18 protein-coding genes are annotated in these 18,962 nt (G+C 71.6%); 3 read left to right on the plus strand and 15 right to left on the minus strand.

All coding sequences use genetic code 11. The annotated features are described in order from the left end of the window. The 4 genes from D452_RS0121100 to mraZ all read right to left on the minus strand — a co-directional run. On the minus strand, positions 1-1,962 hold a 1,962-nt coding region (locus tag D452_RS0121100; protein ID WP_040694521.1), incomplete at its 3' end, for a peptidoglycan D,D-transpeptidase FtsI family protein. Further along, the gene (locus D452_RS30485; protein ID WP_026129522.1) at positions 1,959-2,426 is read right to left on the minus strand and encodes a hypothetical protein; all 468 of its coding nucleotides are present in this window, start codon (positions 2,424-2,426) and stop codon (positions 1,959-1,961) included. The genes D452_RS30485 and D452_RS0121100, both read right to left, overlap by 4 nt. Before the next feature lie 9 nt (positions 2,427-2,435). Next, on the minus strand, positions 2,436-3,491 hold the full coding sequence (gene rsmH / locus D452_RS0121110) for a 16S rRNA (cytosine(1402)-N(4))-methyltransferase RsmH (RefSeq protein WP_017546132.1): 1,056 nt from the start codon (positions 3,489-3,491) through the stop codon (positions 2,436-2,438). Between the two features lie 275 nt (positions 3,492-3,766). Beyond that, positions 3,767-4,198 carry a division/cell wall cluster transcriptional repressor MraZ gene (gene mraZ, locus D452_RS0121115; protein ID WP_017546133.1) on the minus strand — a complete coding sequence of 144 codons (432 nt, stop codon included), beginning with the start codon at positions 4,196-4,198 and terminating at the stop codon, positions 3,767-3,769. A 309-nt stretch (positions 4,199-4,507) separates the two neighbouring features. On the opposite strand from mraZ, the gene D452_RS0121120 reads away from it, so the two are divergent. The 3 genes from D452_RS0121120 to D452_RS0121130 are packed head-to-tail and all read left to right on the plus strand — an operon-like array spanning position 4,508 to position 9,209. Further along, positions 4,508-5,500, plus strand: a complete 993-nt coding sequence (locus D452_RS0121120; protein WP_017546134.1) for an AAA family ATPase — start codon at positions 4,508-4,510, stop codon at positions 5,498-5,500. A gap of 32 nt (positions 5,501-5,532) precedes the next feature. Next, positions 5,533-6,840 carry a DUF58 domain-containing protein gene (locus D452_RS0121125; protein WP_026129523.1) on the plus strand — a complete coding sequence of 436 codons (1,308 nt, stop codon included), beginning with the start codon at positions 5,533-5,535 and terminating at the stop codon, positions 6,838-6,840. Positions 6,841-6,857: 17 nt separating this feature from the next. Further along, positions 6,858-9,209, plus strand: a complete 2,352-nt coding sequence (locus tag D452_RS0121130; protein ID WP_017546136.1) for a transglutaminaseTgpA domain-containing protein — start codon at positions 6,858-6,860, stop codon at positions 9,207-9,209. Between the two features lie 195 nt (positions 9,210-9,404). On the opposite strand, the gene D452_RS0121135 is transcribed toward D452_RS0121130, so the two are convergent. The 11 genes from D452_RS0121135 to D452_RS0121185 all read right to left on the minus strand — a co-directional run bounded on the left by D452_RS0121135 (position 9,405) and on the right by D452_RS0121185 (position 18,782). Further along, a complete protein-coding gene (locus D452_RS0121135) occupies positions 9,405-9,830 on the minus strand; it encodes a DUF3040 domain-containing protein (protein ID WP_017546137.1) in 426 nt (141 codons plus the stop codon). Positions 9,831-10,073: 243 nt separating this feature from the next. Beyond that, entirely contained in the window at positions 10,074-11,360 is a 1,287-nt protein-coding gene (gene dinB, locus D452_RS0121140; RefSeq protein WP_051061343.1) for a DNA polymerase IV, read from the minus strand. 41 nt (positions 11,361-11,401) lie between these two features. Next, complete coding sequence (locus tag D452_RS0121145) at positions 11,402-12,199, minus strand: methyltransferase domain-containing protein (RefSeq protein ID WP_017546139.1); 798 nt, start codon at positions 12,197-12,199, stop codon at positions 11,402-11,404. A 44-nt stretch (positions 12,200-12,243) separates the two neighbouring features. Continuing rightward, positions 12,244-12,657: a transcription antitermination factor NusB gene (nusB, locus tag D452_RS0121150; protein WP_026129525.1), complete on the minus strand. Its 414-nt coding sequence runs from the start codon at positions 12,655-12,657 to the stop codon at positions 12,244-12,246. Then, entirely contained in the window at positions 12,657-13,220 is a 564-nt protein-coding gene (efp, locus tag D452_RS0121155; protein WP_017546141.1) for an elongation factor P, read from the minus strand. The genes nusB and efp overlap by 1 nt, the downstream gene beginning before the upstream one ends. A gap of 160 nt (positions 13,221-13,380) precedes the next feature. Then, positions 13,381-14,463 carry a 3-dehydroquinate synthase gene (gene aroB, locus D452_RS0121160; protein ID WP_017546142.1) on the minus strand — a complete coding sequence of 361 codons (1,083 nt, stop codon included), beginning with the start codon at positions 14,461-14,463 and terminating at the stop codon, positions 13,381-13,383. Next, complete coding sequence (locus D452_RS0121165; protein ID WP_017546143.1) at positions 14,460-14,963, minus strand: shikimate kinase; 504 nt, start codon at positions 14,961-14,963, stop codon at positions 14,460-14,462. Before D452_RS0121165 ends, aroB begins: the two co-directional genes overlap by 4 nt. Positions 14,964-15,390: 427 nt before the next feature. Next, positions 15,391-15,741, minus strand: a complete 351-nt coding sequence (locus tag D452_RS0121170; RefSeq protein ID WP_017546144.1) for a hypothetical protein — start codon at positions 15,739-15,741, stop codon at positions 15,391-15,393. A 67-nt stretch (positions 15,742-15,808) separates the two neighbouring features. Further along, positions 15,809-16,990: a chorismate synthase gene (aroC, locus tag D452_RS0121175; RefSeq protein WP_017546145.1), complete on the minus strand. Its 1,182-nt coding sequence runs from the start codon at positions 16,988-16,990 to the stop codon at positions 15,809-15,811. Between the two features lie 45 nt (positions 16,991-17,035). Next, complete coding sequence (locus tag D452_RS0121180) at positions 17,036-18,007, minus strand: prepilin peptidase (protein ID WP_017546146.1); 972 nt, start codon at positions 18,005-18,007, stop codon at positions 17,036-17,038. Positions 18,008-18,074: 67 nt separating this feature from the next. After that, positions 18,075-18,782, minus strand: coding sequence for an SseB family protein (locus D452_RS0121185; RefSeq protein WP_026129526.1), 708 nt, complete (start codon positions 18,780-18,782; stop codon positions 18,075-18,077). Positions 18,783-18,962: the final 180 nt, after the last annotated feature.

Genomic DNA, 18,962 nt, shown 5'->3' on the forward strand with positions numbered 1-18,962 from the left:
TTCTTCGAAGAGGCGGATGGCCGGGGGCTCGGTGTCCGTCGGGGGGACCTTCATGGTCTTGAGGGCGAAGGACATGATGTCGTTGAACACCGGTCCTGCGGCCTCACCGCCGTAGTAGGTCTCCTGCGGGTTGTGCAGGACCACCTGGACGATGAGCTCGGGGTTGTCCGCCGGGGCGAAGCCCGCGAAGGTCGCCGTGTAGCCACCGCCGTCGTAGCCGCCTGTCTCCGGGTTGATCCGGTTGGCGGTACCGGTCTTGCCCGCTACTCGGTAGCCGTCGATGCGGGCCTGGGGCGCGGTGCCCTCGTCGCTGGTGACGGCTTCGAGCATCAGGGCGAGCTGGTCGGCGGTCTCCTTACTGACGACCCTGGTCTTCTCCGGCTCCTCGGCGGGGGTGAACTCCCCGTCCGTGTCGACGGTTCCCGCGATGAGCCGGGGCTCGACGCGAACCCCGCCGTTGGCGATCGTGCCGTAGACCGAGGCCATCTGGGTCGCGTTCACCGACAGGCCGTGCCCGATGGACACCGACGGCAGCTGGGTCCCCCACCAGTCGTCGGGGTCGGTGAGCACCCCGGACTCCTCCCCCGGCAGGGCGAGACCGGTGGGCTGTCCCAGGCCGAAGTCCTTCATGTAGGTGTGCAGCACCCCCGCCTTGACCTGGTCGGCGATCTTGATGGTGCCCACGTTGCTGGACTGCGCCATGATGCCGTTGACGGTCAGCCGCTGGGTGCCGTTGTTGGTGGAGTTGCGGAAGGTCTGGTCGTAGTACTGGAGGGTGTACGGCACCGTGTACACCGTCTCCGGTGTGGTCAGCTCCTCCTCGAGCGCGGCGGCGACCGTGATCACCTTGTTGGTACTGCCCGGCTCGAAGGTCTCCGCCACGGCTCCGTTGGACCACTCCTCGGGCCCGGTGGCGGAGATGTCGTGCTGCGAGTAGGACGGGTAGTCCGCCATCGCGAGGATCTCCTGGTCGGTGTTGGTGACGATGGCGCTCCCGCCCTCGGCGTCCAACTCCTCCACGCGTTCGGCCAGGGCCTGTTGGACGAACCACTGGAGGTCCCGGTCCAGGGTCAGGCGCACGTCCTGACCGGGCTCGGGCTCGCGCACCAGACCGCCCGCCATGGGGATCTGGGTACCGTCGTTACCCACCTCGACCTGCCGCTTGCCGGCCTCACCGGCGAGCGTGGAGTCCAGGTAGCCCTCCAGCCCCTCCAGGCCGTGCCCCTCCGAACCGACGAAGCCGACCAGGTCCGCGGCGCCGGTCTCCTCCGGGTAGACGCGTTCGTAGTCCACCTCGGCCCCCACACCGGACAGGCCGAGGTCACGCATGTCCTGCCAGTCCTCCGGCGACACCAACGTGGCCACCACCTGATAGCGGCTGGGCGCGGCGTCGACCTTGGCCTCGACCTCCTCCTGCTCCAGGTCGAAGCGGGTGACCAGCTCGTCCACGAGCTGGTCGCGCTCCTCCTCCTTGACCTCCTCGGGGTCAACGAAGACGGTGCGCACCTCGGCTGACAGTGCGAACGGGTTGCCCCCGGCATCGGTGATCTGTCCGCGCAGGGTGGGGATGTCGATGGTCTGGAGCCGCAGGTTCGCGGCGGCCTCGGCGTACCTCTCGGCCTCCACCCCCTGGATCTGGGTGAGCCTCCCCGCGAACAGGAGGAGGATCACCACGATGATGGCCCCGCCCATCCTGATGCGCTTGTTCGGGTCGCCCTGCCGGAAGGTGCGCCGCAGGAGCGGCGGCGGAGGCGGCGGGGCCGGGCTCCGTCGCCGCGGCCGTTCACCGCCCCTGCGCACCTCGCGCGCGGACCCGCCACGGTTCGCTCCGGAACTCGCGCGGGCACCGCTGGCGGGGCGCCTGGGCTCCCGCTGGGGACGCTTGCTGGGCCGGGACCCGGAGCGTCCCGCCGCTCCGGGTCCACGGGGGTCACGGGGGCGGCGGTCCCGGGGGTTGCTCACTCTCCGCTCCCAACGTTCCCGGTGTCCGTACCGCTGCCGGTGATCTCACCACTGTCCAGGTCGAGGAAGAGCGGAGCGTCCCCCTGCTCCATCCCCATCTCCTCGGCCTCCCTGGCGATGCGCTCGGAGGTCTCCATGTGGGCCACCGACTTCTCCAGCTGCTGCTCCACGTAGGACATCTCCCGGTTCTCCGACTGGAGACTGGTGATCGTGTACGCCTCCTGGGCGACGACGCTGCGCAGCACCAGGAGTGACACCAGCGCACCGCCGAGAAGGCACAAAATGAGCAGGACGAACGGGATCTTCGGCGCGGGTCCGGTACCGCCTGTGCGTGTGGTCGCCGCTGGGCGCGCCGGACGTTTGGGCGCCGGTGGACGCCTGGTGGCCCCTGTGCGCCTGGTGGTCGTCGCCCGCCCCTTGGTGGTGCGGCGCGTGTCCGTCTTCGTGTCCGTCTTCGTGCCCATCTGGTCTCCCTACTGCCGCGACGGCCAGCGCACACGTTCGGCCACCCGGAGGCGTGCCGACTGTGCGCGCGGGTTGCGTTCGTTCTCTTCGTCCGTGGGGAGTTCCGAGCCCCTGGTGAGGAGCCGGAGTTCCGGTTGGCGGTCCGGGAGGGGGACCGGAAGGTCGGCGGGTGTGGTGTCGGTGGCCAGGGCTGCGAGTGCCCTCTTGGTCATCCGGTCCTCCAGCGAGTGGTAGGACAGCACCGCGATGCGGCCGCCGACGTCCAGGCGGGAGATCGCGGCGGGCAGGGTCTCCTTGAGGATGGAGAGCTCGGCGTTGACCTCGATGCGCAGGCCCTGGAAGGTGCGCTTGGCGGGGTGGCCGCCGGTGCGGCGGGTGGCGGCGGGGATGGCGTCGCGCACCAGTTCGGCCAGTTCCCTGGTGGAGTCGATGCGTCCCTGGGCGCGGCGGCGTTCGATCGCCCTGGCCACACGGGAGGCGAAGCGCTCCTCACCGTAGGTGCGCAGGACCCGGGTGAGCTCGGCGACGGAGTAGTCGTTGACGACCTCGGCGGCGGTGAGCGCCTGGGTACCGTCCATGCGCATGTCGAGGGGCGCGTCGTGGGCGTAGGCGAAGCCGCGTTCGGTCTCGTCCAGCTGCGGCGAGGAGACACCGAGGTCGAGCAGGACCGCGTCGGCGTGCTCCGCCCCGGCCTCGTCGAGTGCGCGCGGGATCTCTGAGTAGACGGCGTGGACGAAGTGGGTCCGGTCCGCGTAGGGTGCGAGGCGCTTGGCGCTGCGTTCCAGGGCGGTGGTGTCCCGGTCCACGCCGACCAGCCTCATGGTGGGGCAGGCCTTGAGCAGCGCCTCGGAGTGTCCGCCCAACCCGAGGGTGCCGTCGACGAACACCGCCCCGGGCCTGCTGAGCGCCGGTGCGAGCAGTTCCACGATCCGGTCGAGCATCACCGGCACGTGCAGGGGGTCGATCCCCGCCCTGGCCGCCTGGATGCGGGCCGCGATGTCGTCGGCCCCGTGGTCCGTCGAGCGGTCCCCTTCGGGCCGCCCGTCCTGCCGGTTGTCCCCCATGCGCTGCTGTTCCTCCACGCTGTCGCGATCTCCCCCTGGGTCCGTGCAGCGCACTGGGCGCGCTCCACGGTGTCCTTCGCGTGGCCCCTCCGAAGTAACCGGCGGGGCCTCCGGACACGGCCGCTATTGTCCACCTTTCGGTGGGCGAACGCTCACGACCTGGCACCGGGGAAGTCGCGCCAGCTCGTGTGACCGTCTCCGGAGACCGCCACCGGTCCCGGCGTTGCATGGACTGTGTGCTGGTGGTTCGAGGCGTTCCAGCGACCGCCCCGCCGTCACAGCACCCCGGGCAGCACCTCCTCTGAGAGTTGCGAGAACGCCTGCTCCTGCTCGGTCTCGTACTCCGACCACGCGGCGGCGTCCCAGATCTCCAGGCGTGTGTTGGCCCCGATGACGACGCACTCGCGGTCCAGGCCCGCGTAGGCGCGCAGCTTCGACGGGATCGTGATCCTGCCCTGTTTGTCGCAGGACTCGTCGGACGCGCTGGCGAAGAGGACGCGGCTGTAGTCGCGGACCGCCTTGGCGGTGACCGGTGCGGAGCGCAGGGCGTCGGTGACGCGGCGGAACTCGTCCGCCGGAAAGACGTAGAGACAGCGCTCCTGGCCCTTCGTGATCACCAGACCCCCCGACAGTTCGTCGCGGTACTTCGCGGGAAGGAACAGCCGTCCCTTCTGATCGAGGCGAGGTGTGTGGGTGCCGAGGAACACACACTCACCCCCTCACCCCTATGCGGAGAATTCACCCTCTCCACGCTGCTCCACCTTACTCCACTCTTCCCCACCGTCAACAGCTTCAATCCGTATTCAGACGCTGAAGAATCGACAAATGCGCAGGTCAGAATGGCGGGATGGGAACGGTCGGCGCGTGGGGCACCACGACGCCCGCGTGCGTCGCGCACCACCTCCACCCCCCGGGCAACCGTTCGGCGGCCGATTCCGGCATTTTGGTTTGCAAGGGATCTGATTGGCCCTAGCCTCGGAGCGATACACGCAGACACACCGATCGAGAGGGTTCTCGTGTCACTCGGCACACAGCAGGACGGTCACGGGGGCGACGTCCGAGGAGACGTCGGTGCCGTTGTCGCCGTCGCCGAACGCGTCCGTGGCGCGATCGAGACGGTCATCGAGGGCAAGCCCGACGTGCTGCGCATCGCGCTGACCGTCCTGCTCGCTGAGGGCCACCTCCTCGTCGAGGACGTTCCCGGCGTGGGCAAGACGATGATGGCCAAGGCCCTGGGCCGCGCCGTCGACTGCTCGGTGCAGCGCGTCCAGTTCACCCCGGACCTGCTCCCCAGCGACATCACCGGTGTGAGCGTCTACCACCAGGACCGCAACGAGTTCGAGTTCAACCCCGGCCCGGTCTTCGCCAACATCGTGCTCGGCGACGAGATCAACCGCGCCTCGCCGAAGACGCAGTCGGCGCTCCTGGAGTGCATGGAGGAGCGGCAGGTCAGCGTGGACGGCCAGACGCGCGCCCTGGAGCGGCCGTTCATGGTCGTCGCCACGCAGAACCCGGCCGACATGGAGGGCACCTACGCGCTGCCCGAGGCACAGCGGGACCGCTTCATGGCCCGGGTCTCGGTGGGTTACCCCTCACCCCAGGCCGAGCTGGACATGATCGACAGCCACAGCACCCGCTCGCCGCTGGACCGTATGGAGCCGGTGACCAACGCGGCGGAGATCCGATCCCTGGTGGACCGCGTGCACAACGTGCACATGGCCCCGGGCATGCGCCGCTACGTCGTGGACCTGGTCAACTCGACCCGGACCGCCCCCGAACTCAGGTTGGGCGCCTCTCCCCGCGCCACCCTGCACCTGGTCCGCGCCGCGCGGGCGCACGCCGCCCTGGAGGGGCGCCACTACGTCGTCCCCGACGACGTCCAGGCACTGGCCGTCCCGGTCCTCGCCCACAGGCTGCTGCCCGGCCCCGAGGCCCAGATGGAGCGGCTCAGCGCCGAGCAGATCGTCGCCAAGCTGGTCTCCCGGCTACCCGTGCCCGGCCCCCGCTGACCCTCTGCCCCCTGATCCCCGAGAGACGGACCATGCGCCCGCAACGTACCCTCACCGCACGCGGTGGTCTGATGTTGTTCTTCGGCGTCGTCGCGCTCGTGTGCGGTTTCGTCATCGGTCAGCGGGAGCTCGCGGGTGTGGGTCTCTTCCTGCTCCTGGTGCCCCCGATCTCGGCGCTGACGATCCTGGGCGCGACCGGTCGGGTGGTGCAGAGCCGGGCGCTGCAACCGAACCGGATCCCCGCCGGAACCGACACCCGGGTCCTGGTGCGGATCGGCAACGCCTCCACCGCCTGGCCGGTGGTCTGGCTGCGGATCGAGGACGCCCTGCCGGTCCGGCTCGGGTACGAGCCCCGCTACACGGTGGGCTTCCTGTCCGCGAGGGCGGTGCGGGACGTCACCTACCTGGTGCGTCCGGCGGTCCGCGGCCGCTATCCGATCGGCCCGCTGCGGGTCAGCGTGGTGGACCCCCTGGGCTGCGTCCGGGTGACCCGTCAGGTCGGTGCGCCCACTCCGCTGCTGGTCACCCCGCCCGTGGTCCCGCTCTCCACGCTCGGTGTCTCCGACGGTTCCCAGGGGGAGCACTCGCCCCGCCGTTCGGTGACCGGTGCCGGGGAGCAGGACCCCATTCCGCGGGAGTACCGCTACGGCGACGAGATGCGCCGGGTGCACTGGCGTTCCACCGCCAAGCACGGCGAACTCATGGTGCGCCGGGACGAGCAGCACTGGCGGGAGCACAGCACCCTGCTCCTGGACACCAGGTTCGGGGCGCACGACGGCGAGGGTGTCCGGGACTCGCTGGAGACAGCGGTCAGCGTGGCCGCCTCCGTGGCGGTGAACCTCCTGGACAACGGGCACGAACTGCGTCTGCACACCGAGCGGGGCCAGCTGCACACCGGGAACACCTCGGGTGTGCTGGACGGGCTCGCCACCGTGGAAGCCTCCGAGGCGGACAGCCTGTACGGAGGGATCAGCACCCTGGAGGGCGCGCGGGGTTCCTCGTCCAGTCTGGTGGTGGCCGTCCTGGGCGCGTTGTCGCCCGAGGACGCCGCTGCGCTGTCCCGGGTGCGCGGCTCCGGGCTCCACGTGGCGGTGCTGTGCACGCGGGCCGCGTGGACCGACGCCGAGCACACCCGGAGAACCGCCGAGCTGCTGGCCGCCAACGGCTGGCGGGTGGTTCCGGTCGCCGACCCCGCCGAACTCCCCCCGCTGTGGGGGCGGGCGATCACCCCCGGTTCCGGGGTCTCCCCCATGTCCCCCGTAGCCCCCGGAGGCCGCCTCACAGGCGAGACGCCGCTGGCCCCGGCAGGCACCCGTGTCCCCTGGGAGGGGTCCCGTTGAGACTGTCGCGAACACTGATGCCCCTGGCCGCCCTGGTCTCCATGCTGGCGGCGCTGCCGCTGCTCGGCGGGCTCATCCGCGGCGACGGCTGGTGGGGGCCCGCCGTCGTCCTCATGGTCGCGGTGACCCTGGTGTCCGCCCTGTACCGCCTCACCGGACGCACCTCGATCCCGGTGCCGTTCCTCCAACTGCTGGTGGCGGCGCTGCTGTTCACCCCGATCCTCACCCCGGGCACCGGGTTCCTCGGTGTCGTGCCGACCGCGGCCACCTTCGAGCAGGCCTGGGTGCTGTTCGAGCAGGGCGTCAACGGCATCAACACCAGCACTCCCCCGGTTCCGACCACCACCGGGCTCCAGCTGATCATCGCGCTGACCTTCCTGGTGTTCACGATGACGGCGGACTTCCTCGCGGTGACCGCCCGCTGCCCGGGCATGGTGGGCGGGCTGCTCCTGGCACTGATCGTGGTGCCGTTGGCCGTGGACGGTGCCGGTCTGACCTGGGTGCAGGCCGCCGTCTGCGCGGCGGGGTACGTGACCCTGCTGGCCACGGACATGTGGGTCCGCGGGCGTGAGTGGGGGGTCCGGGTCCCGGACGGGCACCCCCCCGGCAGCCGGTTCGTGGCGGGCGCCGCCCAGCTGGGCACCGTGGTCGTCGCCGCCTCCGTCGCGATCCTCCTGGCCCTGTCCCTCCCGTTGATGGTGCCGTCGCTGCGCACCGACGCCTTCCGCACGATGGCGGACGGCGCCGAGTTCGGCTCCAGCGGCAGCGTGACCACCACCCACCCGCTGGTCTCGCTCCGCCGTGACCTGGCGGCCTCCTCCGACCGCACGGTGTTGACCTACCGAAGTGACGCCGAGGAGCCCGAGTACCTGCGCACCTACGTCCTGGACGAGTTCGGCGGCGAGAACTGGACGATGTCGCCGGTCCGCACCGGACGCGACTCCGCGCTCAGGGGCACCCTCCCGCTGCCCACGGGCTGGAGCCGTGACTCCGGAACGGCTGTCACCACCCAGGTGTCGCTGACCTCCGACGCACCCCGCATGGAGTTCCTGCCCCTGCCCTACCCGGCGCGCTCGGTGGACGTGTCCGGCGACTGGTACGTGGACCCCGCCACCCTGATGGTCTTCACCACCGACACCCCCTCGACCGGGTTCGACTTCACCGTGGAGTCCTCCGAGTACCGCCCCGAGGCGGAGGCCCTGGCCGACGCCGGTCCCCCGGTCTCCCTGACCGACGACCACCTCGACCTCCCCAACAGCATTGACGGGCGCGTCCAGGAGCTCACCGACTCGCTGACCGAGAACGCGGACTCCACCTACGAGCGGGCCGTCGCCCTCCAGGAGTTCTTCACCGGCGGCGACTTCACCTACGACCTCAGTCCGCCCGCGGTCCCGAACGGCGCCGACCCGCTGTCCTACTTTCTCCTGGAGGACAGGGTCGGCTACTGCGAGCAGTTCGCGGGGGCGATGGCCGTCATGGCCCGCCAGGCGGGCATCCCCGCCCGGGTCGCGGTGGGTTACACAGCGGGCCAGCGGGGCGGCGACGGCAGCTGGTCGGTCTCGGTCGGTGACGCGCACGCCTGGCCCGAGCTGTACTTCGAGGGTGCGGGTTGGCTGCGCTTCGAGCCCACCCCCGCCTCCTCGCAGGGGCAGGGCACGGCCTCGGTCCCCGAGTACGCGGGTGGCGACGCAGCCCCCGAGCTCCGCCCCGAACCCGAACCCAGCGCCTCGAACACCCCCGAGCCCAGCCCGAGCCCCGAGGACGAGCCCTCCGCGAGCCCCTCCGACGCGAGCCCGCCCCCCGAGGCGGACGAGGATCCCACGGACTCCGCCGCCGGTACCCCGGGGGGGAGCGCTGGTTCCGGCGCGGCTCCCTGGTGGCCGGTGGCGGTGGGTCTGCTCGGCGGACTGCTGCTGTTGGCCGGCCCCGCCCTGGTGCGATCCGTGATCCGCTGGTCGCGTCGGGCCGCAGTGGCCGCGGGCGGGACCGCAGCCGCGCACGCCGCGTGGCTGGAGCTGCGGGACACCTGCCTGGACCTGGGGGTGGAGTGGACGCTCACCGAGAGCCCACGGGCGACCGCCTCCCGGCTGGGCGCCGTCCGCCCGAACGGGGCGCTGCTGCCCTCGGAGGCGCACGCCGCCGTGTGGCGCCTGGCTCTGGCGGAGGAGGCGGCCCGCTACGCCCCCGCCCCGGGCGACGACCAGCACCCGAACGGTGCCGAGCTCTCCGCCGACCTCGCCACGGCCCGGTCGGGAGCGAGGGCCGCGGCCACCCGTGGCGACCGGTGCCGCGCCCTGCTGCTGCCGCGCTCCCTGGCCCCGTGGCACCGCCCCCGGGTCGCCGCCGACGCCGTTCCCGCCACCGCCTGACCGACCGGGTCGGCCCTGCCGGGGACCGCCCCGATGGGGAGCCTCCGGATGGGGCCGCCCGGACGGGGCGACGTGGGGCACACACGACAGTGGGGCCCGCACACGACTGGCGTGTGCGGGCCCCACCGGTGCGAACGGGCGAGCGTTCTGGGCATCCGTCACCTGGGAGGACCGGTGTCCGTCCCGAGCGGGCTGCTACTCCTCGCCCTCCTGGCGACGGCGCCACCGCTCCTCGAAGCGGTTCATCATCCCAGGACGCTTGGCGCCCCTGCGCTTGTGTTTGGTCTCCGTCTCGGCCTCGGCCAGCATCGCCTCCGCGCCGCCCCCGGCGGCCTTGCGCCAGGCGTTGGCGCCCAGCAGGAAGGAGGCGAGCATAAAGATGAACCCGAGGACGCTGATGGTGACCGGAACCGCGATCGACGAGTCCGGACTACTCAGCAGCAGCCCCAGGAGCAGCAATGCCATACCGAGTACGAAGCCGATGACGGCCTTGATGATCCAGCGCTTGTAATGGACTCCGGGGTTCGTCTGCCGAACAGTGTTCGCGAACTTCGGGTCCTCGGCATACAGCGCCTGCTCGATCTGGTCGAGCATGCGCTGCTCGTGTTCAGAGAGCGGCACGGTGCCTCCCTACGGCAGTCCCCGGTTGGGGTGACGGGTACTGATGAACAGTCTCTTGGTCAGTGGTATGCCCAGAATACGGTGCACTAGCGCCTGGTGGAAAGAAAAGCTGCGTGTGTACCTGACCCACTACGGCCACGATACCCTCGCCCTGTATCGGAAACACCGGCTTCCATGCCTCTCTTCTTACCCTTACTCCGGTTCTACTCTGAGAACGTTCAGAGGTCCCCGGAAGTTGCCGCATCATACGTCGTTTTCGTCACGCTTGGCCAATACGGCCGACTGTATCGCGCCTGGACCGAAACGGGCCTTCACCCGGTCCATAACCCGTTCAACGTCCCGCCAACCCGAGTCCTCCTCCCCCAGTGCGAGCTGGTGGTGCGCCTGTCCGACCGGGGCGACGCCCTCCACCCGAACCCCCACCAGGCGCAGCGGGGTGCCCTTCAGCCCCGACGCCGCGTAGAGCGCGCGCGCCACCGCGCTGATCTCCCGGGCCACGTCCGTGCTCTCGGAGAGGGTCCGCGCCCTGGTGATGGTGGAGAAGTCGGCCCGGCGCAGCTTCACGCTCACCGTGCGCCCCACCTGCCCCGAGACCCGCATACGGTGGGCCACCTTCTCGGACAGCCGCAGCAGCTCGCGGTCGATCAGGCCCGGGTCATCCACGTCCTCGGCGAAGGTCTCCTCCGCGCCGACACTCTTGTCCGGGGTGTCGGGGACGACCGTGCTGGGGTCCTCACCCCGGGACAGCGCGGCCAGGCGGACGCCGGCCTTCTCCCCCAGCTCCATGCGCAGCAGGTCGGGGTCGGCCCGGGACAGGGCGCCCACCGTGCGCAGCCCCAGCCGGACGAGCGTGCGTTCGGTCTTGTCCCCCACCCCGGGCAGGGCGCCGATCGGCAGGGGGTCCAGGAAGCCGTGCACCTCCCGCGTGGGCACCAGCAGCAGACCGTCGGGCTTGCAGTGGGTGGAACCGAGCTTGGCCACGAAACGGGTGGCGGCCACCCCGACCGAACAGGTGAGCCGCTGCTCGCGGCGGACGCGTTCGCGGATCATCGCGGCGATGCGCACCGGACCGCCGAGACGGCGGCGGGCGCCGGAGACGTCCAGAAAGGCCTCGTCCAACGACAGCGGCTGCACCAGGGGCGTCACCGAGCCCAGGATGTCCATGACGGCCTCGGAGGCCTGACGGTAGGCGGCCCCGTCCGGCGGGTAGACCAGGGCGTCCGGACACAGCCGCATCGCTTGGGCCATGGGCATCGCCGAGTGCACGCCGTGGCGGCGGGCGATGTAGTCGGCGGAGGAGACCACACTGCGCGGACCGGTGCCGCCCACGATCACCGGACGGCCGCGCGCCTCGGGGTGGCGCAGCTGTTCCACGCTCGCGAAGAACGCGTCCATGTCCAGGTGCAGGATGTTGCAGTCGTCGTCCGGACCGGAGCCGTCCAAGGGGAAGTCGGACCGCAGGGGCGTGATCCCCTCGGAGGTGACCACACCCCGCAGAGCGGCACCGCGCTCCAGTTGACGTCGGCTCATATGCCCAGGTTATGCCCTGTCCGCAGCGACCCGCCCCGACCCTAGGGCTTCAGGGCGACGGCGTGCAGCTGGGTGGCGACGCCGATCAGTTCCGGGTGGTCGGCGACGGCCCGCTCCAGTTCCACCAGCTGCTGTCCGGCCTGGGCGTCGCCCTCCCAGGCGTGCCCGGGCAGGATGTCGGCGAACACGCGGACCCCCCGCACGCTCTCCCCTGTGAGGCCGGACTGGCCGATCAGGTCGAGGAGCTGCTGGCGGGTGAACCGGCGGGGCATGGGGTCGGCCCCGCCCCAGCGGCCGTCGGGGTCCTCCAGCAGGTGCCGGGCCTCGGTGATGTGCCCGGCCAGGACCCGGTGCAGGGCCCCGGCCACGGCGTTGGTGACCAGCAGGCTGACCGCGCCGCCGGAGCGGGTGACGCCGGCGACGTCGGCCAGCGCGGCGACGGGGTCGTCGACGTACTCCAGCACGTTGTGCACCAGCACGAGGTCGGCGCTGGCGGCCGGGAAGAGCGAGGCCAGGTCCTGGGTCTCCCCCTGGACGCCGCGCACCATGACACCGCTCTCGGCGGCGCGGCGCTCCAGGGCGGCCAGGGAGTCGGGGCTGGGTTCGACGACGGTCACGCGGTGACCGAGCTCGGCGAGCGGAACGGCGGCGCCACCGGTGCCACCGCCCGCGTCGACGATCTCCAGGGGTTCACCGTCGAAGAGACGGTCCAGCAGCCGCGAGAGGGCGTCCCACACCACGGCGGTGCGGGCCGCGTTGGCCGCCCGCCCGGGGCCGGTCGGACCACCCGTGCCGAAACCGCTCGCGGCGGTCGCGGGCGTGCCGCTCCTGTCAGTCACCTGCGTTCCCTCAATCAGCTAGTGTCCGGCCTCGGCGCGAGGTCTCAGAGCGCGAGCGTCGCCTTGTTCTCCATCAGCCTGGACAGGAGTCCGCTGATGAAGTTGGGCGACTCGTCGGTGGACAGCTCCTTGGCGACACCGACGGCCTCGGCGATCGCCACACCGTCGGGGATGTCCTCGGCCCACAGGAGCTCGTAGGCTCCCATCCGGAGGATGTTGCGGTCGACGACCGGCATGCGCTCCAGGGTCCACCCGATGGCGTACTCGTCGAGGAGGGAGTCGATCCGGTCGCGCCGCTCGTCAACGGAGCGGGCCAGCAGCTCCGTGAACTCGTTGATCGGCGGTTCGGGCTGGGCTCTGCGACGCTTGATGACGTCCTCCACCGAGGTGGAGCGCACCTCGGCCTCGTAGAGGACCTCCACCGCGCGCCGACGGGCCTTGCGCCGTGCGCCACTCATCAGTTGACACGCCCGAGGTAGTCGCCCGTGCGGGTGTCGACCTTGACGCGCTCGCCGGTGGTGACGAACAGGGGCACCTGGATGGTGGCGCCGGTCTGGACGGTGGCGGGCTTGGTGCCGCCGGTGGAGCGGTCGCCCTGGACGCCCGGGTCGGTCTGGGTGATCTCCAGCTCGACGGCGGCGGGCATCTCGATGTAGAGCGGGTTGCCCTCGTTGGTGGCCACCGTGACCTTGGTGTTCTCCAGCAGGAAGCCCTTGGCCTCGCCGACCACGGCGTCGCCGACCGGGATCTGGTCGAAGGTCTGGGTGTCCATGAAGATGAAGGAGTCACCGTCGTGGTACAGGTACTCCATGTCACGGCGGTCGACGCTGGCGAACTCGACCTTGGAACCGGCGTTGAAGGTCTTGTCGACGATCTTGCCCGTGAGGACGTTCTTGAGCTTGGTGCGGACGAACGCGCCGCCCTTGCCCGGCTTGACGTGCTGGAACTCCAGGACGTTCCAGAGGACGCCGCCGTCGAGCCGCAGGGTCGTGCCGTTCTTGATGTCGTTCGTCGTGGCCACTTCGGTCGTCTCTCCCAGGGGTGTGACACGTCGGAGACCGGACTCGCTGGTCCGGTCGGTGGTCAGTGGGGCGAGGCGTGGTTCCCGTGGCCGCCGGCGGCTGTGCCGACCGGCACCCGGGCACTCCTCGCCTTGGGTCAGTCTAGTGGCTTCCGAGGACTCAGGAACCGTCCACGACCGCCTGGTAGGCCTCGTCCAGCAGCTCGGGAGCGGGTCCGCTCAGGATCGCGGGCCGGGCCAGACCGTCCAGGACCACGAATCGCAGTGTGGAGCCGCGGGCCTTCTTGTCCACGGCCATGGTGGCGCGCAGCTCCGGCCAGGCCTCGGCGGCGTAGGCCACGGGCAGGCCCACGGAGGTGAGCACGGAGCGGTGTCTGCGCACCAGCGCGTCGTCGATGCGCCCGTCCAGCCGGGCGAGTTCGGCAACGAAGACCATGCCGATGGAGACCGCGTAGCCGTGCCGGAAGGTGTAGTTCTCGGCGCGCTCGATGGCGTGCCCGAGGGTGTGGCCGTAGTTGAGGATCTCCCGACGGCCGCTCTCCTTGAGGTCGCCCGAGACGACGTCGGCCTTGACCCGGATGGCGCGTTCGATGAGTTCGCGCGTGTGCCTGCCCTCCGGAAGGGCGGCGCCCTCGGGGTCGTCCTCGACCAGGTCGCAGATGACGGGGTCGTCGATGAACCCCGCCTTGACGATCTCGGCCAGCCCGCCGACGTAGTCCGCCCGGGGGAGGCTGGGCAGGGTGGCGAGGTCGCACAGCACCCCGGCGGGGGGGTGGAAGGCGCCCACGAGGTTCTTGCCCTCGGGGGTGTTGATGCCGGTCTTGCCGCCCACGGCGGCATCCACCATGCCCAGCAGCGTGGTGGGAACCAGCACCGAGCGCACCCCGCGCAGCCAGGTGGCGGCGACGAACCCGGCGAGGTCGGTGACGGCGCCGCCGCCCACGCCCACCACCGCGTCGGTGCGGGTGAAGTTGAACGACCCCAACCGGGACCACAGCTCGGTGGCGACCGCGGCGGTCTTGGCCGCCTCGCCGTTCGGCACGGGCATGGGCCGGACGCGGTATCCGGCCTCCTCCAGGACCCCGACGACGGGGCGGGCGATCTGGTCCAGGCCCTCGGGGTGGATGACGGCCACCTGCGCGGCGCCGCCGACCAGGGAGGGCAGTTCCGCGAGGATGCCACTGCCGACCACCACGTCGTAGCGTCCGGTGGGCTCCCCCACGCCGATCCGGGTCACGGTCACTGGGCGGCCTTTCCGGTGGGGAGGGACGCGACGATCGAGTCCACGATCTCCTCGGGGTGGTACTCGGTGGTGGGCACGGTCACCGAGGCGAGGCCCTCGTAGACCGGCAGCCGTTCGTTGAGGAGCCTGCGCAGCTGGGTGCGGGGGTTCCCGGACAGCAGCGGGCGGGCGACGTCCATGCCGACGCGCTTGGCGGCCTCACCGAAGTCCACCTGGAGGTAGACGACGTGGTGGTCCACGAGGTCCTTGCGGGTGTCCTCGTTCAGCACCGCGCCGCCGCCGACCGCGATGACGCCCTCCCACGAGCGCAGGCCCTCGGCGACGACCTCGCGCTCCAGGGCGCGGAAGTGCTCCTCGCCCTCCTGGAGGAAGATGTCGCTGATGGGCTTGCCCGCACGCTTCTCGACCTCGGTGTCGGTGCACAACAGGTCCGTGTCCAGGCGGCGGGCCAGGGCCTCGCCGACGGTGGACTTGCCCGAACCGGGCGAACCGATGAGCACCGCGATCGCTCTTGCCACGCTCTGCCTACCTCTGGGGGTCACCCCCGCGCGCCCGCGGGGAACGTTCTGACCGCCTGCTCAGAGCCGCGCCTGACGGCGGCCCATCCCCGCGCGTGCGGGGAGCAGGCTCTGTTCGACCAACGCTACCGGTAGTCGCGAGGACCCATCCCACGTGCGCGGGGCTCCCCTACCTCAGCCGTCAGCCGTCGCCTGGCAGGGGCGCCGCCCCGCGCGGGTGTGTGGCTCGCTCGAACGGGACGGACCACGGCTCCGAGTGTGATCATCGCCGTGTGCGCGGGGACAGACACTGTCCGCGCGGGGGACGGTCATGGAAGCTCCGGGCCCCGTGCCGGAGAAGCAACCGCACAGGGCGCTCAGGCGGTGAACAGCACGGCCCTGCCCGCGTGGGCAGGGCCTCTCCGAGGCGTCAGGGTGCCTGCGCGGCGAAGGCGAGGCCCCGGTGGCTGAGTTCGGTGTCCTCGCAGCGTCCCTCCACGGTGGCCTCGACGTCGAAGACGTGCTGCTCGGTGGGCGGGTAGCCGATGAGTTGCAGGGCGCGGCTGGGGACCGGCCCCTCGGAGGCCGCGGCGGACTCCCACAGCAGGACCGCTCCCCAACGGTTGGTCTCGGGGTCGGCGATCCAGGCCTTGAGCCGCAGACCGGGCACCTCGGCGAAGGCGTCGACGGACGTCTCCTTCAGGTACGCGCGCAGGGACTCGATGGTCTGGTCGGACTCGGTCAGGTCCCACCAGACGGTGGCGAGGCGGGGGTGGTGCATGGGGGTGCTCCTGGTGGTGAAAGTGAACTGGCCCGCTCTCCGAGGAGGGCGGGCCAGCGGGGTGGTTCTAGCGGATCGTCAGCGCGTCCAGGTAGCCCTGGAGGTTGCGGGCGGTCTCGGGGACCGAGTCGCCGCCGAACTTCTCGATGGCGGCCTCGGCGATGACGAGGGCGACCATGGCCTCGGCGACCACACCGGCCGCGGGCACGGCGGTGACGTCGCTGCGCTGGTGGTGGGCCTTGGTGGGCTCGCCGGTCTCGGTGTCGATGGTGTCCAGCGCCTTGGGCACCGTGGCGATGGGCTTCATCGCGGCGCGCACCCGCAGGGGGTCGCCGGTGGACATGCCGCCCTCGACCCCTCCGGCGCGGTTGGTGCGGCGGCGGACACCGTCGGGGCCGGGCTCGATCTCGTCGTGGGCCTCGGAGCCGCGGCGGGCGGCGGTGCGGAAGCCGTCACCGACCTCCACGCCCTTGATGGCCTGGATGCCCATGAGGGCCCCGGCCAGGCGGGAGTCCAGACGGCGGTCCCAGTGCACGTGGCTGCCCAGGCCGGGCGGCAGGTTGTAGGCGAGGACCTCGACGACGCCGCCCAGGGTGTCCCCGGACTTCTTGGTGTCGTCGACCTCCTCGACCATGCGGGCGCTGGTCGCGGTGTCGAAGCAGCGCAGCGGGTCCTCGTCGATCGCCGCGAGGTCCTCGGGGCGCGGTTCGGGCGCACCCTCGGGAACCGCGACGGGGCCCATGGAGACCACGTGGCTGAGGATCTCGATACCGAGCGCCTGTCGGCAGAACTGCCGGGCGACCTCGCCGACCGCGACCCGGGCCGCGGTTTCGCGGGCGCTGGCGCGCTCCAGGATCGGGCGGGACTCCTCGTGCCCGTATTTCTGCATGCCGACGAGGTCGGCGTGCCCGGGGCGGGGGCGGGTGAGGGGCGCGTTGCGCGCCGTGCCGTCCAGTTCCTCGGCGGGAACCGGGTCGGGCGACATCACCTTCTCCCACTTGGGCCACTCGGTGTTTCCGACCTCGATCGCGACCGGCCCACCCTGGGTGATGCCGTGCCGGATACCTCCGATAACGGAGACCTGGTCCTTCTCGAACTTCATCCGGGCGCCCCGACCGTACCCGGCGCGACGTCGGAGCAGCGCGGCGGCGATGTCGTCAGAGGTGACGGACACACCGGCCGGAAGGCCCTCCAGGATCGCGACGAGTGCAGGTCCGTGGGACTCCCCCGCGGTCAGCCAACGCAACATGTGCACGATCCTCCCACGGATCGGAGGGAGGCGTGGTCACCGGGTTCAGGGTTGCGGAAGCAGGGGGTGACCGGCCAGGACGGTCGCGAGGGTGGCGGCGAGCATGAAGGGGCCGAGCGGGAGCGGTTCGGCCCGGGTGATCCGGCGCAGGAGCAGCAGGACCACTCCCAGCAGGGAGAAGGCCGCGAAGGCCCAGAAGGCGGCGACCAGCGCGCCCACCGGTCCGGCGACCCAGCCCGCGTAGAGGCCGGTGAGCCCGGAGAGCTTGACGTCCCCGAAGCCGAGCCCGCCCGGTCTGATCCGCCACATCAGCCAGTAGAGGACCGTGATGAGCGCCATGCCGACCAGGGCACCGGCGCCGCGCTCCAGGTGGGGTCCGAAGGGCGGGAGGAGCACCGCCGCGGCCAGGAGGAGCGCGGCGACGGGGTAGGCGGGGGCGACGAGGGCGTCGGGCAGACGCATGACGCGCAGGTCGACGACGGACAGCGGGACGCCGAGAGCGACGAGCCAGAGCACGGCCAGGAGCCCGAACGGCGACCAGTCGGCCAGGTGGGCGGGGCTGAGGGCGCCGACCGCGGCGAAGAGGAGCGCCGTGGTGGCGACGACGGCCGGGTGGGGTCGGACCCGGAGCGCGCAGTGGGGGCAGGTACCGTCCCGCCGGAAGGCACGGGAGGCGACGACGGGGAGCCCCCGGGCGAAGCGGATCGGGTTCAGGCAGTGCGGGCAGCGGGGCGGCGGGGGCCCGTCGTGTTCCTCCTCCAGGTCGGGGACGGTCGTGGTGACGGGCGCCGTCGGTGTGTCGGGCGCGCCTGCCCGCTCCTCGATTCCACCTGTGGCAGCGTCCTGGTGGGGAGCGGGCCGCCCGGGGCCGGGTGGCCCCGGCGGAAGGGCCGTACCGAAGAGGTGGACCAGCCGGCCGCCGGTACGGCCGACCGTGAGGCCCAGGGCGAAGAGCACGGCGGCCGCGAGGACCGCCCACGGGAGCGGGGACGACGTGAGCACCAGGGGGGTGGGCATGTTCGGAAACTACCTGTTGGCGTCGTCCGGCGACAGGGTGTGGGGCGACCTGTGGACAACCCCGGGGTCACTCGTCGTCGCGCCGGGCCCGCACGACCGCGCTGAGTTCGACACCGCCGGGCAGCACGTGCCGGAGTTCGGCGGTGAGCCGCTCGGCGACCCTGCGCAGCGACTCGTCGTCGCGCTCCTCCAGTTCGAGGCGGATGCCGAGGTCGGCGCGCTCGGAGGGGTGGATGCGCACGCGCTCGATCCCGAACTCGGTGTGGGTCACCCCGTAGACGATGCCCAGGACCTGCGGGTCGTCCTTGGGCTCGGGGACCGATCCCTGCTCGGCGAGCACGGTGAGGAAGCGGCCCTGGATGGTGTGCGGGACCGGCCCGGACACGTCGATGACCAGCGCGTCCGCGTTCTCCTCCAGGGTGGCCTGGCAGGCGTCCTGGGTGGTGAAGGGCACCGGGCGGGCGTCCGGGCGCCAGCGCCGTACGGCGTCCACGGAGGTGAAGGCCAGGACCCCGCGACGACCGTCCTTGCCGGTCATGATGGGGATGGCCACCTCGCTGTTCTTGTCCTTGGTGAGCCCGCCCACGCCCTGCTCGGTCTCGGTGGCCACGGCCACCACGGGGATGAGGACCCGGGATCCGCTGAGGGCGGCGAGGACCTGTCGGTCGCCGGTCCGGCCCGCGGCGTGCTCACGCAGGCTTGCCTCGACGTCCGGGTCGGCGCTGCCGTCGTCGTCACGGAAGTTCTGGGCGCCGATGATCGATGGTCTGCTCACGGGCTCCGACTCTACCCGGGGTGTGCGTGCGTTCCGGAGTCGCTTCTCGGACAGAACCATGTGACCTCTCCCCTGTTCCGGGCGGGCTCGGCCGCCGTCTCGCGGGGTCGGCGCTCGTGTGCTCCGCCCCGCGGACACCAGCCTCACAGGAGGGCGTCGCGGGCGCGGGCGGTTCCGGGA

This window comes from Nocardiopsis prasina DSM 43845 (assembly GCF_000341265.1).
Lineage (GTDB): Bacteria > Actinomycetota > Actinomycetes > Streptosporangiales > Streptosporangiaceae > Nocardiopsis > Nocardiopsis prasina.